Raw genomic sequence first — 19,040 nt, forward strand, 5'->3', positions numbered from 1 at the left:
CGCAGGTCCTGTTGGCCCCGAGACATGCATCATCGGCCTCAACTGTGGCTGCATCCGCTACCGAACCTGTCCGGGGCATCGGCGTCCGCCGGTCCGTACCCCTGAGCCCCAGATGGACGGGAAAGCCCCCGCAGTGACCAGAGACCAAGGGGCCGCTCCGGCAGCTGTCACACGAACACTTGTTTGGGCATCACTGTCGGCTTGACGCCGTAGCGGGGCAGACCTGAACCGGACCCGGAGCGTCCGGCTGAGCCCGCTGACCCGATCCCGGCCGGCACGGCATGCATCGGCGCAGCCTCTTCGGCGGCAGCGGTCCAGCCCGAGCCTGTCGATGCCGCGACTTGCGTTCCCGCCGCTGCCGACCAAGAAGCCGGGACGGACACCTCGCCGATCGTGGCCGCTTGGCCCAGTCCCGCCACCACCGGCGCCGCGCCGGAAGCCATCGCCCCCGCCGGTTGCGCCATGCCGGCCAGCACCGCTGGGCTCAAACCGGCTGCGAGACCTTCGGCGCCGACAACGTCGGAAGCCAGGCTGGCCGGGCCCGCCAAGGCCAGGGTGTGGCCCAGCGACACCGCCGTCGGGATCGCGGTACATACAAACCAAGCCGCAGTGTTCACGCCTCCGTTAATGGCATTCGAGAACAACGGGGTGCCGAGAAAGAGGTCGACGGCGTTGCCGAGGGGCATGGCCGCCGATGTTGATGTTGCCAGCGGTGAGGTGACCGTCTGTAGCGCCCCCTGCAGGGTCGTGAGGGCGTGGGCCAGTTCCTGCTGGAGCCCGCCGGCTGCACTGGCGCCGGCGACCGCCGCCCCGGCCGGATTGGTGGGTTGCGGCGCCGGAGACATCGGCGACAACTCAGCTGCGCTGGCCGACGATGTGCTGTAGCCGAACATGGCCAGGGTGTCCTGCGCCCACATCTGCATGTAGTGGGCCTCGGTGGCCAGGATCGCCGGGGTGTTCTGCCCGAGCAGATTCGACGCGACGAGTGCTGCCAGCTGGGCCCGATTGGCAACGATCACAGGCGGGGGCACCGTCGCCGCGTGGGCGGCCTCGAAGGCTGCCGCCGACGCCATCGCCTGCGAACTGGCGTGGTGGGCGGCAGCGGAGGTGGTGTTCAGCCACGCCAGATAAGGCGCTACTGCGGTGGCCATCGCCGCCGCCGCCGGCCCCGTCCACAGTTCGTCGGTCAGCTCCGAGATCACCGACTGGGCGGACGCTGCCGAAGTTTCCAGCTCGGCGGCCAGGCTGCTCCACGCCGAGGCGGCTGACACCAGCGGTCCGGAACGGGCTCCGCTGTACATCCATGCCGACACGATCTCCGGCGGCAATGCTCCGAAATCGAAAGACATGCTGGTATCCCATCTCGTCGGCTGGCCTAGACGGCGGGTTGCTTGGGAACGACGGTGGGCTTGGTGCCGTAGCGCGGTACGCCGAATCTTCCGACGCCACGGTCGCCCGATGCTGCTGACGGCAGGGCGGCCGGCACGGCTGCCATGGTTGGCGCGGTTTGCGGGACAGCCACGCTCGCGGCCGCCAGGCGAGCCGGAGTGGCGGCCGCGGCCGCCACACCGTCCCCGGCCCAACCCGGCGCGGTTGCGGCGCCCATTGCGGTGGCCGGCGCGGCTCCAGCTGCCATCGGTGTCGCGCCCATGCCGGCCGTCGCGATCGGTCCCGCCATCCCGGCCAGCATGGCCTGGTCCAACCCGGCCAATCCGCCGGCATCGGCGGCGACCTCTTCGGGAAAGTCGAGAAGGCCGCCACCGGCCAGGCCGAGCAGGGCCGAGCCGGCTGAGGCCCAGTTGCCCATCCCGATGTTGCCGATGTTGGCGGCGTTTCCGGACAACAGCGAAGAACTGCCGCTGGTCGGAACACCGAGGACGTCGGTCAAAAACCCTTGGATCGCCGCGTCCAGCGATGTCGTGGATTGGTTGGTCGCCTCGGCGGCGGAGTACATGACGGCGTTCTGCCCGAGGGCCCGCACAAGCTGCTGGTGAACGACCGCCGCCTGGTCGCTGATCGACTGGTAGAGGCTGCCATAGGTCGCAAAGAGGGCGGCTTGTAGTTGCGAAACCGGGTCCGTGCCGGCCGGGGCGATGGCGGTGGTGGGGATTCGCGCCGAGGCGCTCTGTGCGACCAGGACTTCGCCGATACCTTGAAGTTGTCCCGCGGCTGACGTCATGGCTTCGGGCGCCGCTTTCACAAATGACATGCGTTCTCCTCCCAAATTGCGGGCCCGACCGTCGAGTGATCCGCGGTGTTTGGTGCCACCCGCACGCTGAGAATTTCACGAATTCGGGTGGGTGGAAGAGGCGTAACATTCTGTTAGCGGCTGCATACAGAAGTATTAACGCAGCCAATGGCCCGTGAGTGCCATGAAACATTGCATTAATCGCCACGATTCGTCGCATTAACTGTGCGATATTTCTAACTTCGCAGTTACATTATCGCCAGGTCCGACTGCCGCCACCGCCTCGACCGCGCCCAGTTGGCCGACACCCTTTAGGCTGGCTGCGTGTTCGAATCACTGTCCGACCGGTTGACCGGTGCTCTTCAGGGGCTGCGCAGCAAGGGTCGTCTCACCGACGCCGACATCGACGCCACCGCCCGGGAGATCCGGCTGGCGCTGCTGGAAGCCGACGTATCGCTGCCGGTGGTGCGGGAGTTCATCGGCCGGATCAAGGACCGGGCCAAGGGCGCTGAGGTCTCCGGTGCCCTCAACCCGGCCCAGCAGGTCGTCAAGATCGTCAACGAGGAGCTCATCGGCATCCTCGGCGGGCAGACCCGCACGCTCACCTTCGCCAAGACCCCGCCGACGGTGATCATGCTGGCCGGTCTGCAGGGTGCGGGCAAGACCACCCTGGCCGGCAAACTGGCGACCTGGTTGCGGGGCCAGGGCCACACCCCGCTGCTGGTGGCCTGCGATCTGCAGCGCCCGGGCGCGGTCAACCAGCTGCAGGTCGTCGGCGAACGCGCCGGGGTCGCCGTGTTCGCGCCGCATCCCGGTACCTCCGCCCAGGCGCACGAGGCGCAGATCGGCCCCGGTGACCCGGTCTCCGTCGCCGCCGCGGGCCTGGCCGAAGCCAAGGCCAAGCACTTCGACGTCGTCGTCGTCGACACCGCCGGTCGCCTCGGCATCGACGAGGAGATGATGGCCCAGGCCGCCGCCATCCGCGATGCCGTCCAGCCCGACGAAGTGCTGTTCGTGCTGGACGCGATGATCGGCCAGGACGCCGTCACCACCGCCGACGCCTTCCGCGAGGGTGTCGGTTTCACCGGTGTGGTGCTGACCAAGCTCGACGGTGACGCCCGCGGTGGTGCGGCGCTGTCGGTGCGTGAAGTCACCGGCGCGCCGATCCTGTTCGCTTCCACCGGGGAGAAGCTGGAGGACTTCGACGTCTTCCACCCCGACCGGATGGCCAGTCGCATCTTGGGCATGGGCGACGTGCTGAGCCTGATCGAGCAGGCCGAGCAGGTCTTCGACGCCCAGAAGGCCGAGGAGGCCGCCGCCAAGATCGGGACCGGCGAGCTCACCCTGGAGGACTTCCTCGAGCAGATGCTGGCGATCCGCAAGATGGGCCCGATCGGCAACCTGCTGGGCATGCTGCCGGGCGCGGGCCAGATGAAGGACGCGCTGGCCGCCGTCGACGACAGCCAACTCGACCGGCTGCAGGCCATCATCCGCGGCATGACTCCCGCCGAGCGGGCCGACCCGAAGATCATCAACGCCTCCCGCCGGCTGCGTATCGCCAACGGGTCGGGGGTTGCGGTGTCCGAGGTCAACCAGCTCGTCGACCGGTTCTTCGAGGCCCGCAAGATGATGTCGTCGATGATGGGCGGCATGGGCCTACCCGGCATGGGCCGCAAGAGCAGTACCCGTAAGGCAAAGGGCAAGGCGGGCAAGAAGGGCGGCAAGAAGCGGGGGCCCACCCCGCCCAAGGCGCGCAACCCGTTCGGTGCCATGCCGGCCGGTTTCCCCGACCTGTCGCAGATGCCCGAGGGGCTCAACGAGCTGCCGCCGGGGCTGGCCGATTTCGACCTGTCCAAGCTGAACTTCCCGGGCCAGAAGTAATTTGGCGGTGCACGTTCGCGGCCGCGGGCTGCCCGATGACGAACCGGTCGAGTACTGGATCGTCGACGGCGCGGTCACCCTCGAGCCGGTCGACGACGCCGAGACGGTGTTCTCCGACGGCTGGATCATCCCGGGCCTGGTCGACGCGCACTGCCACATCGGGATCGGGCCCGGCGGCCCGGTCGACGCCGAGGAGGCGTTGCGCCAGGCCGAAACCGAGCGTCGCGCCGGGGTGCTGCTGATCCGCGATGCCGGCTCACCGATCGACACCCGCGCCTTCGACGACCGCGCCGACTTGCCGCGCATCATCCGCGCCGGGCAGCACCTGGCCCGCACCAAGCGCTACATCCCCGGGCTGGGCCTCGACATTGACGACGAGAGCAAGTTGCCGGAAGCCGTTGCGGCCCAAGCCCGTCGGGGCGATGGCTGGGTGAAGCTGGTCGGGGACTGGATCGATCGGGGGATCGGCGACCTGGCGCCGCTGTGGTCCGACGAGGTGCTCGCCGCGGCTATTGAGGCTGCTCACGCCAACGGCGCCCGGGTCACCGCGCACGTCTTCGGCGAGGATGCCCTGCCCGGCCTGATCAACGCCGGCATCGACTGCATCGAGCACGGCACCGGCATCACCGACGACATCATCGCGCTGATGCTGGCCCGTGGCACCGCTCTGGTGCCGACGTTGATCAATATCGAGAACTTCCCCGGGATCGCCGATTCGGCGGCCAAGTACCCGACCTACGCCGCGCACATGCGGGCGCTGCACGCGAGCTGTCGGGAGCGGATCGGCGCCGCCCGAGAGGCCGGGGTGCCGATCTATGCCGGCACCGACGCCGGCGGCATGGTCGCCCACGGCCGGATCGCCGACGAGGTGCACGCCCTGACGGGGGTGGGCCTCAGTGCCACCGAGGCGCTTGGTGCGGCCTGCTGGGATGCCCGGCGCTGGCTGGGTGTCCCGGGACTGGAACACGGCGTCCCGGCCGACCTGCTCTGCTTCACCGAGGACCCGCGCCGCGGGCCGGCGGTACTGGGCCGGCCGGATCTGGTGATGCTGCGCGGGCGGGTGTACTGAGTCGCGCCGGCCTACAGGCTGCCGACGCCGCCGGACATCGGGCCCTGCGCGAAACCCCAGTCCAGCAGCGCGGAGGCCTGATCCCAGTAGGTCGGACCACCCTCGTGGATCAGCCCGTACATCATCGCGACCACCAGCCGCCGGCCGTCGCGGGCCGCCGCGCCGACATAGGTCTTGCGGGCCGCATCGGTGAATCCGGTCTTGCCGCCGAACGCGCCCGGATACCGGGCCAGCAGCTCGTTCATGTTGACGATCGGGCGCTCGCCGGTCTCGGTGGGAAACATCGCCGACGGCTGCGCGGTGATCTGCGCGAACACCGGGTTGGCCATCGCCGCCCGGAAGATCGCCGCCAGGTCGTGTGGGGTGCTGGCGCCAGGGCCGCCGGGGCCGTCCAGGCCGGACGGCGTGCTGGCGTGGGTGTTGGTCGCGCCGACCGCGGCCGCCTTGGCGTTCATCTTCGCCACGGTCACCTCGGGCCCGCCGAGCATGTCCGCGAGAGCATTTGCGGCGTCATTGCCCGACACCAGTAGCAGGCCTTCGAGCAACTGACGCGCGGTGTAGCCGCGGCCCGGCTTGAGCCCGACGCAGTTGCACTCCACCGCGGTGTCGGCCGGGGTGGCGACCACGGTGTCATCGAGGTTGAGCTCATCGAGCACCACCAGCGCGAGCAGCACCTTGATCGTGCTGGCCGGCGGGGTGACGGCGTACCCGTTCTGCTCGGCGAGCACCTGCCCGGAGTCCAGGTCGGCGATGAGCCAGTTCGGCGCGGGGCCGGCCGGAACCGGTGCGGAGCCCAGTGGCTGGGCGACATCGGCGGAGGCGGTCACGGCGGTGGTGGCGAGCACGGTCAGCACAGCCGCGATTGCGGCCAGAAGTTTCCGCATGGCGGGTCAGCCTACCGCCCCCTACCACTGCAGTGTTGAATCAAGGAATGCTGAGCCAGGCCGAAATGTCGGACCGGTGGCAGATCCAGCAGCTGCTGGTCGACTACTCCACCGCCATCGATACCCGCACCTTCGACGACCTCGACGCCGTTTTCACCGACGATGCCTACATCGACTACCGCGCGATGGGCGGTATCGAGGGGCACTATCCCCAGGTGAAGGCGTGGCTGGCGGAGGTGCTGCCGAATTTCGCCGGCTACGCCCACATGCTGGGCCTGCCGTCGATCCGGGTCGACGGCGACACGGCCACCGCGCGTACCTTCTGCTTCAACCCGATGGTGTTCGGTGGGGAGAAGCCGGCAACCATGCTGCTGGGCCTGTGGTACGACGACGCGTTCGTCCGCACCGCCGACGGCTGGCGGATGACCCGCCGCGTCGAGACCAAGTGCTTCGAGAAGCTGCCGTAGGGCGATTTCTGCGCAGCGGGCCGGTTCTGGCACAATGGGCGGCTGTCCGTCGTGTGACCGTGCCCTTATCAGGGCGTGCGGCGTCACGGCGCAACACGCGAGGCAAAACCGGATGGGGGCAAATCCGCCCGCATCGCTGAATTGCAGCGTGCTACTCAGGAGTGATTCATGGCTGTCAAAATCAAGCTGACCCGGCTCGGCAAGATCCGCAACCCGCAGTACCGCATCGCGGTCGCCGACGCGCGCACCCGCCGGGACGGCCGGTCCATCGAGGTCATCGGCCGCTACCACCCCAAGGAAGAGCCGAGCCTGATCGAGATCGACTCGGAGCGCGCCCAGTACTGGCTGTCGGTCGGGGCTCAGCCCACCGAGCCGGTGCTCAAGCTGCTGAAGATCACCGGTGACTGGCAGAAGTTCAAGGGCCTGCCCGGTGCCGAGGGCAAGCTGAAGGTCAAGCCGGCCAAGCCGAGCAAGCTGGAGCTGTTCAACGCCGCGCTGGCCGAGGCCGAGGGTGGCCCGACCACCGAGGCGACCACGGCCAAGAAGAAGAAGGCACCTGCCAAGAAGGCCAAGGACGACGCCAAGGACGAAGCCGCCGAGGCCAAGGACGAGGCTCCCGCTGCTGAGGCCGCCGAGCCGGCCACCGAGAGCTGAGTGCGGCCGTGAGTGCCGTGGTGGCAGATGCCGTCGAGCACTTGGTGCGCGGCATCGTCGACAACCCGGATGACGTTCGCGTCGACATGGTGACCAACCGGCGTGGCCGCACCGTGGAGGTGCACGTCCACCCCGACGACCTGGGCAAGGTCATCGGTCGCGGCGGTCGCACCGCCACCGCGTTGCGCACCCTCGTCGCCGGTATCGGTGGGCGCGGTATCCGCGTGGACGTGGTCGACACCGACCGATAGCCGGCCGGCTCATGGAGCTGACGGTCGGACGGGTGGTCAAAGCTCACGGGATCACCGGCGAGGTCGTTGTCGATGTCCGCACCGACGACCCCGAAGAGCGTTTCGCTCCCGGTGCCGTGCTGTGTGCCAAGAAGCGCGGCGAGCAGCCGCGCGATCACGTGGTCGAAACCGCGCGCCCGCATGGTGCCCGGCTGCTGGTGCGCCTGGCCGGGGTTTCGGACCGGGATGCGGCCGACGCCCTGCGCGGCAGCCTGCTGGTGATCGACTCGGCAGACCTGCCGCCGATCGATGAGGACGACACCTACTACGACCATCAGTTGGAAGGTCTGCGGGTGCGCACCAAGGCGGGCGAGGACCTCGGCACGGTGACCGAGGTGCTGCACACCGGGGCGGGCGAGCTGCTGTCGGTCCGGCGTACCGGCGGCGGTGAGCTGCTGGTGCCGTTCGTGTCCGCGATCGTCACCTCGGTGTCGCTGGCCGAGCAGCTGGTGTGCATCGACCCGCCCGACGGGCTGCTGGACCTGTCACCGTGAGGGTCGACGTCGTCACCATCTTCCCGGACTACCTGGACCCGATCCGGCAATCGTTGCCGGGCAAGGCGATCCAGACCGGGCTGGTCGAGCTGGCCGTACACGATCTGCGGCGCTGGACCCGCGACGTACACCGCTCGGTCGACGACACCCCGTACGGCGGCGGGCCGGGGATGGTGATGAAGGCGCCGGTGTGGGGCGAAGCGCTCGACGAAATCTGTTCGGAGCACACGGTTCTGGTCATACCCACGCCGGCGGGCACGCTGTTCGACCAAGCCACCGCCGAGCGGTGGAGCCAGGAACGGCATCTGGTGTTCGCCTGCGGCCGTTATGAAGGCATCGACCAGCGGGTCGCCGACGACGCCGCCCGGCGGATGCGGGTCGAAGAAGTCTCGATCGGCGATTATGTGCTGGCCGGCGGCGAGGCCGCGGTGCTGGTGATGCTCGAGGCGGTGCTGCGGCTGATGCCCGGAGTGCTGGGCAATCCGGTCTCCCGCCACGATGATTCGCATTCCCCGGATCGCGACGGACTGCTGGAGGGGCCGAGCTACACCCGGCCGCCGAGCTGGCGTGGCCTGGAGGTGCCGGAGGTGCTGCTGTCGGGCGACCATGCGCGAATCGACGCGTGGCGCCATGAGGCCGCGGTGGCGCGGACCAGAAAGCGCCGCCCGGACCTGTTGGGGGAGTAGCGAATCAGGCCGATGGCGGGGATCCGCTAGATCCGGCCGCCGGGGAAGATCGTCTTGACGGCCTGGGTGATGGTGGCGCGCGCGGTGGCGTCGTCGCTGGGCTGCAGCGACTCGATCACCACCACGTAGCGACGGTCCGCGCCGACCACGCCGGTCGACAGGTGCATCCAGTTGTTGCCGATGCAGCACATCCAGCCCTGCTTGACGGCCACCGGCTCGTTGTACAGGCCCTCGGGAATCCCGAACCGCTGCGGGTAGCCGTCGATGCCGGTCGGGGTGGACTGCGCCAGGTCGTTGACGATCAGGTTGGCCCGGTCCGCGGGCAGGCCACCGGAGCCGTTGAGCAGCATGTCGTAGTAGCGCGCCAGGTCCGGCGCGGTGCTGATGGTGTTCCACCAGGCGCCGTTGGACGGCGGCGCTGTGCCGGCCAGGCCGTAGCGGCTTGCCACCCGGGTGATGATCGCGTTGCCGCCGCCGGAGTTCCAGAACGTCTCGGCGGCCCCGTCGTCCGAGGCGCGCAGCATGACTTCCAGGGCGGCCTGATCATCGGCCGACAGGGCGGCCTCCGACTGGTGCATCAACAGGTCGTCGGCGATGAACAGCTTGGCGACCGAGGCGGTGGCGATCGACCGGGTGTTGCCGTTGGTGACCAGTTGGTGCGAGATCCGGTCGAGCACGGCCACCGAGATGTTGGCGCCGACCTTGGCTGCTTCCTCGGTCGCGTCCTGCATGCGTGCCGCCAGCCCGTCGACCACGGCGGCCGGGGGAATCGCGGGGGCGCGGGGCGCCTCGATCGCGGTCGCCACCGGCGCCACCTCCGGCGCCCGGTACTGCGGGGGCCGCGGGGCGGCGGCGCCGTAGACCTTCTCGTCGCAGCCGAACACCACCGTCGAAATCACCATGACGATGGTCAGCACTAGCATCGATGGCCGCACGGCGGGTGGCCTCCTCAACAGGTATTAGTCGCGTAAGACGCCGACATCTACGGGCTCGCCACACGTGCTGCCATCGGCCCGCCGGTTAGGTTACCGCGACCGCACCCAGATCGCGCAGTCCGCCTTCTCATCAGGCTTATCACGATGCGGACGCTTCCCGCGGGAGCGACCAGCGGCGATTTGCACGATTTCACTGGTTGCGCCGCGTCTGGCACAATTGAGCAGTTGTTGCCCGGCAGTTGACTCTGCAGCGGGGGCCCGACGGCTCGCCGAACCGCACGATGCGACAATATGCCCGAACCCATCGGCTCGGTTACCGTCTGCACGCGCACCCGCGTGCGGCCCGGTCGGCAGCCGCGACCCGCGAGGAAGTGTTTCCGCAATGAACACGCTGGACATCGTCGACAAGGCGTCGCTGCGCGACGACATCCCGGCCTTCGCCCCCGGCGACACGGTCAACGTGCACGTGAAGGTGATCGAGGGCACCAAGGAGCGCATCCAGGTGTTCAAGGGCGTGGTCATCCGCCGGCAGGGTGGCGGCGTGCGTGAGACCTTCACCGTTCGCAAGGAGAGCTACGGCGTCGGTGTGGAGCGCACCTTCCCGGTGCACTCGCCCAACGTCGACCACATCGACGTCGTGGTCCGCGGTGACGTCCGCCGGGCCAAGCTGTACTACCTGCGCGAACTGCGCGGCAAGAAGGCCAAGATCAAGGAGAAGCGCTGACCCGCGCCTCCGCTCGGGCGATAGCCTCCGGTCGGTCTTCGGCGCTGCCGACGCGGTCACTACCCTGATCTCGTGACCGAAACCACGGGCTCGTCACCCGAGAACTCTCCCGAGGCCGACCAGCCCGAGGTCCCCGAGGCCGCCGAGGCCCCTGAGGCCGACGCCGCCGAGGCGCCCGAGGAACGCAAGCACTCCACGCTGCGCGAGTCGGTCGTGCTGGTGGCGATCGCGCTGGTGCTGTACTACCTGGTGCTCACGTTCGTCGCACGCCCCTACCTCATCCCGTCGGAGTCGATGGAACCGACGCTGCACGGCTGTCACGGCTGCGTCGGCGACCGGATCATGGTCGACAAGGTGACCTACCGGTTCAGCGCCCCGCGCCCCGGCGACGTTGTCGTCTTCCGCGGCCCGCCGTCGTGGAACGTGGGCTACAAGTCGATCCGGTCCGACACCACCGCGGTGCGCTGGGTGCAGAACGCCCTGTCCTTCATCGGATTCGTCCCGCCCGACGAGAACGATCTCGTCAAGCGGGTCATCGCGGTCGGCGGCCAGACCGTGCAGTGCCGCAACGACACCGGCCTCACCGTCGACGGCAAGACACTCGACGAGCCCTACTTGAACCCGGCCACCCTGATGGTCGACCCGATGGTCTACCCGTGCCTGGGCCCCGAGTTCGGTCCGGTGACCGTACCGGACGGCCGGCTGTGGGTGATGGGCGACAACCGCACGCACTCGTCGGACTCCCGCGCGCACTGCGACACCGTGGCCATCCAACCCGATCTGCAGCGCCGGACCCTGTGCACCGGCGAGAACGTCGACGCCGGCACCGTGCCGGTGAGCAATGTGATCGGCAAGACCCGGTTCATCGCCTGGCCGCCGTCGCGGTGGGGGCCGGTGAGAGCGATAAACCCGCAGCAGGGGCCGTAGGCGATGGCCCCGGCCTGGCCGCCGCGCACGGTGATCCGCCGCTCACCGGGGCTGCGCACCCTGGAGTCGGCGCTATATCGCAGTGGGCTGGGGCCCGTGGCCGGGGTCGACGAGGTGGGCCGCGGCGCCTGCGCCGGACCGCTGGTGGTGGCCGCCTGTGTGCTCGGGCCGAGCCGGCCCGCCGCGCTGGCGGCGCTCGACGACTCCAAGAAGCTCACCGAGAAGACCCGTGAACAGCTGTTCCCGGTGATCCGCCGGCACGCGCTGGCCTACCACGTGGTGTTCATCGCACCGGCCGACGTCGACGTGCGCGGCGTGCACGCGGCCAACATCGAAGGCATGCGGCGCGCGGTGGCCGGGCTGGCCCTGCGCCCGGGTTACGTGCTCTCCGACGGGTTCCGGGTACCGGGACTGCCGATGCCGTCGCTGCCGGTGGTCGGCGGCGACGGCGCGGCGGCCTGCATCGCCGCGGCGAGCGTGCTGGCCAAAGTCACCCGCGACCGGTACATGGCGGCGCTGGACGACCCCGGCTACGGCTTCGCCGAGCACAAGGGGTACTCCACCGCCGCGCACACCGCGGCGCTGACGGCGCTGGGGCCCAGCAGTCACCACCGCTACTCATTCATCAACGTGCGCAACGTGGCGGCGCTGGCCGCGGCGGCGACAGGGACAATGGAGACGAACCGAGCAGAAGGACAGCTGAGCCGATGAGTGCCGAAGATCTCGAAAAGTACGAAACCGAGATGGAACTCTCGCTGTACCGCGAATACAAGGACATCGTGGGGCAGTTCAGTTACGTCGTGGAGACCGAGCGGCGGTTCTATCTGGCCAACAGCGTGGAGATGGTGCCGCGCAACGCCGACGGCGAGGTGTATTTCGAGCTGCGCTTGGCCGACGCGTGGGTGTGGGACATGTACCGACCGGCGCGGTTCGTCAAGCAGGTACGGGTGGTCACCTTCAAAGACGTCAACATCGAAGAGGTCGAAAAGCCCGAGCTGCGGCTGCCCGAATAACACCCCAGCGTCACCGGCGGGTTCGGTCTAGGCTGACTGACATGACCGCTGTCGACCGTGCCGTCTCCCGTCGGGAGATCACCGATGCCCTGCTCAAAGCCATGGAACGTCGCCACGAGGTACTCGACGTGATCGTGGACGCCGAAGACCGCGCGTCGGCGGTGCAGGCGATCGCGAACCTGCTCGGCACCTCACCGGCGGGCTGCGAAGCGGTGATCGGGATGTCGTTGGATCAGCTGACCAAGGATTCCCGGAGCCGGATCGCCGCCGAACTCGACGACCTCAACAACGAGCTGACCTTCACCCTCGGCGACCGCCCGGCCAGCTCCGGGGAAACGCTGGTGCTCCGCCCGTTCGCCGGCGAGGCCGATCGTGACATCTTCGAGCTGCGCACCACCGACGTCGGCGCCAGCGGCGACGGGTCCGGCGCTCCGGCCGGCGTTCTCGACGACGAGATCCGCTCCGCGCTGTCCCGGGTCGATGACGAGGACGCCGCGTTGTTCGTCGCCATCGACGGTGCGCAGAAGATCGGCATGGTCTTCGGCGACCTCAGCCGCGGCGAGGTGAACGTGCGGATCTGGATCCACCCCGAATACCGCAAGATGGGCTACGGCACCGCCGCGCTGCGCCGCGCCCGTACGGAGCTGGCGGCCTACTTCCCCGGTGTGCCGCTGGTGGTTCGGGCTCCGGGCGCCCACGCCGGCTAGATCCGTAACCTGGCGGCTGTGGATGAAGTCGCGACTGGGGACAACTGACTGAGCTGCAGCCGTTTTCGGTACAGCGCGGCTCGACGCTGTCGGTGCGATGACCGACCCTGGCCGGCATGACAACCATGACGCGCGCCGAGCTGGGGGCGCTTGGGGAACAGCTGGCCGTCGACCACCTGATCGCGCAGGGGTGGACGATCCTGGCCCGCAACTGGCGGTGCCGGTACGGCGAACTGGACGTGATAGCTGCCGATGCGGCCGCGCGCGCCGTGGTGTTCGTCGAGGTGAAAACCCGCACCGGTGACGGGTTCGGCGGGCTGGCGTACGCGGTCCCGCCGGAGAAGGTTCGCCGGGTGCGCCGGCTGGCCGGAGTGTGGCTCGCCGGCCGGCAATCCCACTGGGACGCGGTCCGCGTGGACGTGATCAGGGTGCGGATCCGGCGGTGCCAAATCCCGCAGATCACCCACCTGCGGGGGGTGGGCTGATGTCGTTGGGGCGGGCCTATTCGGTCGCCATGCGCGGCCTCGATGGTCTGATCGTGGAGATCGAGGCCGACATCGCCTCGGGCCTGCCGGGGGTGCATCTGGTCGGCCTGGCCGACGCCGCATTACAGGAATCGCGGGATCGGGTGCGGGCCGCGATCACCAACAGCGCGCAGCGGTGGCCGCAGGCCCGGCTGACCTTGGCACTGTCACCGGCCACGCTGCCGAAGATGGGTTCCGTCTACGACATCGCCCTGGCCGCGGCCGTGCTCTCGGCGGATCGCGACACGCCCTGGTCGCGGCTGGAGAAGACGGTGCTGCTCGGTGAGTTGGCGCTGGACGGGCGGATCCGGCCGGTGAACGGGGTGTTGCCCGCGGTGCTGGCGGCCAGGAACGACGGCTGGGCGCGCGCGGTGGTGCCGGTGGACAACCTCGCCGAAGCCAGCCTGGTGGACGGCATCGAGGTCTGCGGCGTGGCGACGCTGGGACAGCTGCACGGCTGGCTGGAGGGCAAGTCACGGCTGCACGGCCGGATCACCACCGCGGCTCCGGGGGCGGAGCCGGGCGCGGACCTGGCCGACGTGGTCGGTCAGGCCCAAGCGCGGTTCGCGGTCGAGGTGGCGGCGGCCGGATCGCACCACCTGATGTTGACGGGCCCGCCCGGGGTCGGGAAAACGATGCTGGCCCAACGTCTTCCGGGACTCCTTCCGATGCTGAGCGAGGACGAGTCACTGGAGGTCACCGCGATCCATTCGGTGGCCGGGCTGTTGTCCGGCAGCGCGCCGCTGATCACCCGCCCGCCGTTCATCGCACCGCACCACAGCTCCAGCGTCGCGGCGCTCGTCGGGGGCGGTTCGGGAATGGCGCGGCCCGGGGCGGTGAGCCGCGCGCACCGCGGGGTGCTGTTCCTCGACGAGTGCGCCGAGATCCGGGTCAGCGCCCTGGAGGCGTTGCGCACACCGCTCGAGGACGGGGAGGTCCGGTTGGCCCGCCGCGACGGCGTCGCGTGCTATCCGGCCCGCTTCCAGCTGGTCATGGCGGCCAACCCCTGCCCGTGTGCGCCGGCCGACCCGCGGGACTGCACGTGCAAACCGATGGAGAAGCGACGCTACCTGGGCAGGCTGTCGGGACCGCTGCTGGACCGGGTGGATCTGCGGGTGGAGATGCATCCGGTGCGGGCCGGGGCATTCTCCGTCGTCGACGGCGAGTCGAGCGCGCAGGTACGGTCCCGGGTGGCAGAGGCACGCGCTGCGGCGGCGCAACGCTGGGGGCCGCACGGATTTCGCACCAATGCCGAGGTCAGCGGGGCGTTGCTGCGCCGCAGGTTTCGGCTCGGTACGGCTGCGATGGCCCCGTTGCGCACCGCGCTGGACCGCGGACTGCTGTCCATCCGCGGTGCGGTGCGAACTCAACGCGTGGCCTGGACACTGAGCGACCTGGCCGGGCGGACCTCACCCGGGCCGGACGAGATCGCCGCGGCCCTGAGCTTTCGTCAACCGGGCGCGAACCGATGAGCCCCGACGACCGCACCCTGCTGGCCTGGGCTTACCTGTCCCGGGTCGCCGAGCCGCCGCGCCCAGACCTGGCCGCGCTGGTCGGGCGGGTCGGTGCCGTCGAGGCCGCGGAGCGGATCAAGTGCGGTGCGGTCGACACGGAACTGGCCAAGCACACCGAGGCTCGCCGGGAGATCGACCTGGCCGCCACGGATCTGGAATTACTCACCCGACGCGGTGGCCGCCTGATCACCCCCGACGACGACGAGTGGCCGACGCTGGCGTTCGTCGCCTTCGCTGGTGCGGCGGCCGCGAAGAAACCGGATTGCAGCCCGCCGATGGTGCTGTGGGCGCTGGGCCCAGCGCTCCTGGATGAGGTCGCCGAGCGTGCCACGGCGATCGTCGGGACCCGGGCGGCAACCGCTTACGGCGAACTGGTGGCCGCCGACCTGGCCGCCGGGCTGGTCGAACGCGACGTGGCGGTGGTCTCCGGCGGCGCCTACGGCATCGACGGTGCGGCGCACCGCGCCACGCTCGCCGCCGACGGCACCACGGTGGCGGTATTGGCCGGCGGCATCGACATCAGTTATCCGGCAGGCCATTCCGCGCTGCTGCACCGTATCGGCGGCAATGGTCTCCTGGTCACCGAATATCCGCCCGGGGTCCGTCCGGTCCGGCACCGGTTTCTGACCCGCAACCGGCTGGTGGCGGCGCTGGCCGGCGCCACCGTGGTGGTCGAGGCCGGTCTGCGCAGCGGCGCGGCCAACACCGCCGCGTGGGCGCGGCTGCTGGGCCGCCCGGTGGCCGCGGTTCCCGGGCCGGTCACCAGCGCGGCGTCGGCCGGCTGTCACGTGTTGCTGCGCGCCGGCGCCGAACTGGTCACCCGACCCGACGAGGTGATCGAATTGGCCGGGCGGGTAGGGGAGCTGGCCGCCGTCCCGCCACATCCGGTGACCCCGCTGGACGGACTCAGCGCCGCCGAACGTCGGGTCTACGAAGCTCTGCCGGGCCGCGGCACGGCGACCGTCGATCAGGTCGCGATCGCATCCGGTCTGGCCCCGGCACAGGTGTTCGGGCCGTTGGCGATGCTGGAGGTGGCGGGTCTGGTCGAGCGTCGCGACGGCAGTTGGGCGATAGTCCGGCGCAGACGGTAGCTCGTATAGTCGGCGAGAACAGCAATGGGGAGGCAGCGTGGCAGGAAGACCGGTTCACACCTTCGCGGTGGTCCGCACCGAGCAACTCTGCGAACATATGGTGCGGGTGGTGTTGGGTGGCCCCGGGTACGGCACCTTCCGCCCGAGCGAATTCACCGACTCCTACGTCAAAGTCGTCTTTGTGCGCCAGGGCATCGACGTCGCCGCGCTGCCGCAGCCGTTGACACTGGACAGCTTCGACGGCCTGCCCGAGGAGGATCGTCCGGTGATCCGCACCCTCACGGTGCGGCGCGCCGATCCGGTCGCCCGCGAGATCGCCATCGACGTCTCGGTGCACGGCGACCACGGCGTCGTCGGCCCCTGGGCCACCGGAGCTCAGCCCGGCCAGCCCGTCTATCTGATGGGCCCCAACGGCGCGTACGCGCCCGACCCCACCGCCGACTGGCATCTGCTGGCCGGTGACGAGAGCGCGCTGCCGGCGATCTCGGCCGCCCTGGAGGCGCTGCCGGCCGACGCGGTCGGCAAGGCGTTCATCGAGGTCGCCGGCCCGGACGACGAGCTCGCGCTGGCCGCTCCGCAGGGGGTGCAGCTGAACTGGCTGCACCGCGGCGGGCGCGCCGATCTGGTCGGGCAGGACCGGGCCGGCGACCACGCCCCGCTCGTCGAGGCGGTCACCACCACCTTGTGGCTGCCCGGCCAGGTTCAGGTGTTCATCCACGGCGAGGCGCAGGCCGTCATGCACAACCTGCGGCCCTACATCCGCAAGGAGCGCGAGGTGGAGGCCAAGTGGACCTCGATCTCGGGGTACTGGCGGCGCGGTCGCACCGAAGAGACGTTCCGGCAGTGGAAGAAGGAACTCGCCAGCAAAGAAGCAGCCGAAGCCGCGGCGGGCTAGCGACATGGCGTTCGGGGACTACCAGTTCGAGATCTATCTGCAGGGCCTGGCCGGGGTGGTGCCTGGGCTGCCGATGACTTACACCGAGTTGGAGGCCAAAGCCGCGGCGGCGCTTTCCCCGTCGGTGTGGTCGTATGTGGCCGGCGGTGCCGGCGACGAGCGCACCCAGCGGGCCAACGTGACGGCGTTCGACGGGTGGGGGCTCATTCCGCGGATGTTCGTCGGCGCCACCGAACGCGACCTGTCCATCGAGATGTTCGGACTGCGGCTGCCGTCCCCGATCTTCATGGCACCGATCGGTGTCATCGGTATCTGCGCCCAGGACGGCCACGGCGACCTGGCCAGCGCCCGGGCCGCGGCGGCCACCGGCGTTCCGATGATGGTGTCCACCCTGACCGCCGACCCGCTGGAGGACGTGGCCGCCGAATTCGGCGACACCCCAGGGATTTTCCAGCTGTACACGCCCAAGAACCGGGAGTTGGCCGAAAGCCTGGTGCGCCGTGCTAAGTCGGCAGGCTACAAGGCCATCGTCGTCACCTTGGACACCTGGGTTCCGGGCTGGCGGCCGCGTGACCTGGCGACCTCGAACTTCCCGCAGCTGCGCGGGCACTGCCTGGCCAACTACTTCTCCGACCCGGTATTCCGTGCGGGGCTGGCCCAACCGCCCGAAGAGAACCCGCAGGCGGCCGTGTTGTCCTGGGTGCAAACCTTCGGCAACCCGCTGACCTGGGACGACCTTCCGTGGTTGCGGTCGTTGACCGATCTGCCGCTGATCGTCAAGGGGATCTGTCACCCCGATGACGCCCGGCGCGCCAAAGACGGCGGCGTGGACGGCATCTACTGCTCCACCCACGGCGGGCGTCAGGCCAACGGCGGGCTGCCGGCGCTGGACTGCCTGCCGGCGGTGGTGGCGGCCGCCGACGGGCTGCCGGTGCTGTTCGATTCGGGCGTCCGCACCGGCGCCGATATCATCAAGGCGCTGGCGTTGGGCGCGACCGCGGTGGGAATCGGCCGGCCGTACGCCTACGGGCTGGCGCTGGGCGGGGTCGACGGGATCGTGCACGTGCTGCGCTCGCTACTGGCCGAGGCCGACCTGATCATGGCGGTCGACGGCTATCCGTCACGGCTTGATCTCACCCCGGACACGCTGCGGCGCGTCACGTGAGCATTTGGACGCCTTCTGCCACCGTGACCCGGTGGACGCGATTCTCCAGGAGTTCGACGAGCACCTGGCTTTGGAGCGGGGACGTTCCGAGCACACCCGGCGTGCCTACCTCGGTGACCTGCGGTCGCTGTTCGTGTTTCTCGCCGAGCGCGGGCACAGCGGTATCGAGGCCCTGAGCCTGCCGCTGCTGCGTAGCTGGCTGGCCCAGCAGGCCGGCGCCGGCGCGGCCCGCAGCACGCTGGCACGGCGCACCTCGACGGTCAAGACGTTCACCGCCTGGGCGGCCCGGCGCGGCCTGCTCGCATCCGATCCCGGGGCGCGTCTTGCGCTGCCCAAGGGCCGCCGGACGCTGCCCGCGGTATTGCGCACGGACCAGGCGCACGCCGCGATGGTGGCCGCGAAATCCGGTGCGCAGCAAAATGACCCGCTGGCGTTGCGGGATCGTTTGATCGCTGAGTTGCTGTATGCCACCGCCGTGCGGGTCAGCGAACTGTGCGGTCTGGATCTCGACGACGTCGATTCCGGACGTCGGCTGCTGCGAGTGCTCGGCAAGGGCAACAAGCAGCGGACGGTGCCGTTCGGCGAACCGGCCGCCGAGGCGCTGCAGGCCTGGCTGGCCCGCGGGCGCCCACTGTTGGCGACCGCGGAGTCCGGCCCGGCCCTGCTGCTCGGAGCCCGCGGCGGGCGCCTGGACCCGCGGCAGGCCCGCACCGTTGTGCACCAGACCGTCGCCGCGGTCGGTGGCGCCCCCGATATGGGGCCGCACGGGTTGCGCCACACCGCGGCCACCCATCTGCTGGAGGGCGGGGCGGATCTGCGCATCGTGCAGGAACTGCTCGGGCACTCCAGCCTGGCCACCACCCAGCTCTACACCCATGTCACGGTCGCGCGCCTGCGTGCGGTGCACGAGCGGGCCCACCCCCGGGCCTAGC

At 69.8% G+C, this 19,040-nt stretch carries 22 protein-coding genes; 18 read left to right on the top strand and 4 right to left on the bottom strand.

The window, feature by feature from the left end; genetic code table 11:
• Window positions 1–167: 167 nt before the first annotated feature.
• Together AC5Y31_RS02155 and AC5Y31_RS02160 are read right to left on the bottom strand one after the other, a co-directional pair.
• Window positions 168–1,349, bottom strand: coding sequence for a PPE family protein (locus AC5Y31_RS02155; RefSeq protein WP_499977694.1), 1,182 nt, complete (start codon window positions 1,347–1,349; stop codon window positions 168–170).
• A gap of 26 nt (window positions 1,350–1,375) precedes the next feature.
• On the bottom strand, window positions 1,376–2,209 hold the full coding sequence (locus AC5Y31_RS02160; protein WP_499977696.1) for a PE family protein: 834 nt from the start codon (window positions 2,207–2,209) through the stop codon (window positions 1,376–1,378).
• A gap of 303 nt (window positions 2,210–2,512) precedes the next feature.
• Between AC5Y31_RS02160 and ffh the strand changes: the two genes are divergently transcribed.
• Together ffh and AC5Y31_RS02170 are read left to right on the top strand one after the other, a co-directional pair.
• Window positions 2,513–4,069 carry a signal recognition particle protein gene (gene ffh, locus AC5Y31_RS02165; RefSeq protein ID WP_065026437.1) on the top strand — a complete coding sequence of 519 codons (1,557 nt, stop codon included), beginning with the start codon at window positions 2,513–2,515 and terminating at the stop codon, window positions 4,067–4,069.
• 1 nt (window position 4,070) lies between these two features.
• Window positions 4,071–5,138: an amidohydrolase family protein gene (locus AC5Y31_RS02170; protein WP_499977698.1), complete on the top strand. Its 1,068-nt coding sequence runs from the start codon at window positions 4,071–4,073 to the stop codon at window positions 5,136–5,138.
• Window positions 5,139–5,149: 11 nt separating this feature from the next.
• Here AC5Y31_RS02170 and AC5Y31_RS02175 read toward each other — a convergent pair whose 3' ends face one another.
• Window positions 5,150–6,022 carry a D-alanyl-D-alanine carboxypeptidase family protein gene (locus AC5Y31_RS02175; RefSeq protein ID WP_065026439.1) on the bottom strand — a complete coding sequence of 291 codons (873 nt, stop codon included), beginning with the start codon at window positions 6,020–6,022 and terminating at the stop codon, window positions 5,150–5,152.
• A gap of 47 nt (window positions 6,023–6,069) precedes the next feature.
• Between AC5Y31_RS02175 and AC5Y31_RS02180 the strand changes: the two genes are divergently transcribed.
• From AC5Y31_RS02180 to trmD, 5 genes are all read left to right on the top strand, one after another.
• Window positions 6,070–6,489 carry a nuclear transport factor 2 family protein gene (locus AC5Y31_RS02180; protein ID WP_065026440.1) on the top strand — a complete coding sequence of 140 codons (420 nt, stop codon included), beginning with the start codon at window positions 6,070–6,072 and terminating at the stop codon, window positions 6,487–6,489.
• Between the two features lie 168 nt (window positions 6,490–6,657).
• Entirely contained in the window at window positions 6,658–7,143 is a 486-nt protein-coding gene (rpsP, locus tag AC5Y31_RS02185; RefSeq protein WP_301634860.1) for a 30S ribosomal protein S16, read from the top strand.
• 8 nt (window positions 7,144–7,151) lie between these two features.
• The gene (locus AC5Y31_RS02190; protein WP_019736217.1) at window positions 7,152–7,394 is read left to right on the top strand and encodes an RNA-binding protein; all 243 of its coding nucleotides are present in this window, start codon (window positions 7,152–7,154) and stop codon (window positions 7,392–7,394) included.
• An 11-nt stretch (window positions 7,395–7,405) separates the two neighbouring features.
• Window positions 7,406–7,927, top strand: a complete 522-nt coding sequence (gene rimM, locus AC5Y31_RS02195) for a ribosome maturation factor RimM (RefSeq protein ID WP_499977700.1) — start codon at window positions 7,406–7,408, stop codon at window positions 7,925–7,927.
• A complete protein-coding gene (gene trmD, locus AC5Y31_RS02200) occupies window positions 7,924–8,613 on the top strand; it encodes a tRNA (guanosine(37)-N1)-methyltransferase TrmD (protein WP_065026443.1) in 690 nt (229 codons plus the stop codon). Before rimM ends, trmD begins: the two co-directional genes overlap by 4 nt.
• A gap of 26 nt (window positions 8,614–8,639) precedes the next feature.
• On the opposite strand, the gene AC5Y31_RS02205 is transcribed toward trmD, so the two are convergent.
• Complete coding sequence (locus tag AC5Y31_RS02205; RefSeq protein WP_499978109.1) at window positions 8,640–9,536, bottom strand: serine hydrolase; 897 nt, start codon at window positions 9,534–9,536, stop codon at window positions 8,640–8,642.
• Window positions 9,537–9,930: 394 nt separating this feature from the next.
• On the opposite strand from AC5Y31_RS02205, the gene rplS reads away from it, so the two are divergent.
• The 11 genes from rplS to AC5Y31_RS02260 all read left to right on the top strand — a co-directional run bounded on the left by rplS (window position 9,931) and on the right by AC5Y31_RS02260 (window position 19,039).
• Window positions 9,931–10,272 carry a 50S ribosomal protein L19 gene (rplS, locus tag AC5Y31_RS02210; protein WP_019736221.1) on the top strand — a complete coding sequence of 114 codons (342 nt, stop codon included), beginning with the start codon at window positions 9,931–9,933 and terminating at the stop codon, window positions 10,270–10,272.
• Between the two features lie 72 nt (window positions 10,273–10,344).
• Window positions 10,345–11,199: a signal peptidase I gene (gene lepB / locus AC5Y31_RS02215; RefSeq protein ID WP_065026445.1), complete on the top strand. Its 855-nt coding sequence runs from the start codon at window positions 10,345–10,347 to the stop codon at window positions 11,197–11,199.
• Between the two features lie 3 nt (window positions 11,200–11,202).
• On the top strand, window positions 11,203–11,910 hold the full coding sequence (locus tag AC5Y31_RS02220; RefSeq protein ID WP_065026446.1) for a ribonuclease HII: 708 nt from the start codon (window positions 11,203–11,205) through the stop codon (window positions 11,908–11,910).
• Window positions 11,907–12,212, top strand: coding sequence for a DUF2469 domain-containing protein (locus AC5Y31_RS02225; protein ID WP_012393608.1), 306 nt, complete (start codon window positions 11,907–11,909; stop codon window positions 12,210–12,212). The genes AC5Y31_RS02220 and AC5Y31_RS02225 overlap by 4 nt, the downstream gene beginning before the upstream one ends.
• 41 nt (window positions 12,213–12,253) lie before the next feature.
• The gene (locus AC5Y31_RS02230) at window positions 12,254–12,919 is read left to right on the top strand and encodes a GNAT family N-acetyltransferase (RefSeq protein WP_499977703.1); all 666 of its coding nucleotides are present in this window, start codon (window positions 12,254–12,256) and stop codon (window positions 12,917–12,919) included.
• A gap of 116 nt (window positions 12,920–13,035) precedes the next feature.
• The gene (locus AC5Y31_RS02235; RefSeq protein WP_499977705.1) at window positions 13,036–13,404 is read left to right on the top strand and encodes a YraN family protein; all 369 of its coding nucleotides are present in this window, start codon (window positions 13,036–13,038) and stop codon (window positions 13,402–13,404) included.
• The gene (locus tag AC5Y31_RS02240; protein ID WP_019736226.1) at window positions 13,404–14,915 is read left to right on the top strand and encodes a YifB family Mg chelatase-like AAA ATPase; all 1,512 of its coding nucleotides are present in this window, start codon (window positions 13,404–13,406) and stop codon (window positions 14,913–14,915) included. The genes AC5Y31_RS02235 and AC5Y31_RS02240 overlap by 1 nt, the downstream gene beginning before the upstream one ends.
• Entirely contained in the window at window positions 14,912–16,048 is a 1,137-nt protein-coding gene (gene dprA / locus AC5Y31_RS02245; protein ID WP_499977707.1) for a DNA-processing protein DprA, read from the top strand. Before AC5Y31_RS02240 ends, dprA begins: the two co-directional genes overlap by 4 nt.
• A gap of 37 nt (window positions 16,049–16,085) precedes the next feature.
• The gene (locus AC5Y31_RS02250; protein ID WP_499977710.1) at window positions 16,086–16,943 is read left to right on the top strand and encodes a siderophore-interacting protein; all 858 of its coding nucleotides are present in this window, start codon (window positions 16,086–16,088) and stop codon (window positions 16,941–16,943) included.
• A 4-nt stretch (window positions 16,944–16,947) separates the two neighbouring features.
• The gene (locus AC5Y31_RS02255) at window positions 16,948–18,108 is read left to right on the top strand and encodes an alpha-hydroxy-acid oxidizing protein (RefSeq protein ID WP_499977711.1); all 1,161 of its coding nucleotides are present in this window, start codon (window positions 16,948–16,950) and stop codon (window positions 18,106–18,108) included.
• 31 nt (window positions 18,109–18,139) lie between these two features.
• Window positions 18,140–19,039, top strand: coding sequence for a tyrosine recombinase XerC (locus AC5Y31_RS02260; RefSeq protein WP_499977713.1), 900 nt, complete (start codon window positions 18,140–18,142; stop codon window positions 19,037–19,039).
• Window position 19,040 lies beyond the last annotated feature (1 nt).

It is taken from the genome of Mycobacterium sp. NGS18, from assembly GCF_059813185.1.

Coding starts and splice junctions, on each gene's coding strand:
- AC5Y31_RS02155 (WP_499977694.1), bottom strand. CDS start 1,349: ATGTCTTTCGATTTCGGAGCATTGCCGCCGGAGATCGTGTCGGCATGG.
- AC5Y31_RS02160 (WP_499977696.1), bottom strand. CDS start 2,209: ATGTCATTTGTGAAAGCGGCGCCCGAAGCCATGACGTCAGCCGCGGGA.
- AC5Y31_RS02175 (WP_065026439.1), bottom strand. CDS start 6,022: ATGCGGAAACTTCTGGCCGCAATCGCGGCTGTGCTGACCGTGCTCGCC.
- AC5Y31_RS02180 (WP_065026440.1), top strand. CDS start 6,070: ATGCTGAGCCAGGCCGAAATGTCGGACCGGTGGCAGATCCAGCAGCTG.
- rpsP (WP_301634860.1), top strand. CDS start 6,658: ATGGCTGTCAAAATCAAGCTGACCCGGCTCGGCAAGATCCGCAACCCG.
- rimM (WP_499977700.1), top strand. CDS start 7,406: ATGGAGCTGACGGTCGGACGGGTGGTCAAAGCTCACGGGATCACCGGC.
- AC5Y31_RS02205 (WP_499978109.1), bottom strand. CDS start 9,536: ATGCTAGTGCTGACCATCGTCATGGTGATTTCGACGGTGGTGTTCGGC.
- rplS (WP_019736221.1), top strand. CDS start 9,931: ATGAACACGCTGGACATCGTCGACAAGGCGTCGCTGCGCGACGACATC.
- AC5Y31_RS02220 (WP_065026446.1), top strand. CDS start 11,203: ATGGCCCCGGCCTGGCCGCCGCGCACGGTGATCCGCCGCTCACCGGGG.
- AC5Y31_RS02225 (WP_012393608.1), top strand. CDS start 11,907: ATGAGTGCCGAAGATCTCGAAAAGTACGAAACCGAGATGGAACTCTCG.
- AC5Y31_RS02230 (WP_499977703.1), top strand. CDS start 12,254: ATGACCGCTGTCGACCGTGCCGTCTCCCGTCGGGAGATCACCGATGCC.
- AC5Y31_RS02235 (WP_499977705.1), top strand. CDS start 13,036: ATGACAACCATGACGCGCGCCGAGCTGGGGGCGCTTGGGGAACAGCTG.
- AC5Y31_RS02240 (WP_019736226.1), top strand. CDS start 13,404: ATGTCGTTGGGGCGGGCCTATTCGGTCGCCATGCGCGGCCTCGATGGT.
- dprA (WP_499977707.1), top strand. CDS start 14,912: ATGAGCCCCGACGACCGCACCCTGCTGGCCTGGGCTTACCTGTCCCGG.
- AC5Y31_RS02255 (WP_499977711.1), top strand. CDS start 16,948: ATGGCGTTCGGGGACTACCAGTTCGAGATCTATCTGCAGGGCCTGGCC.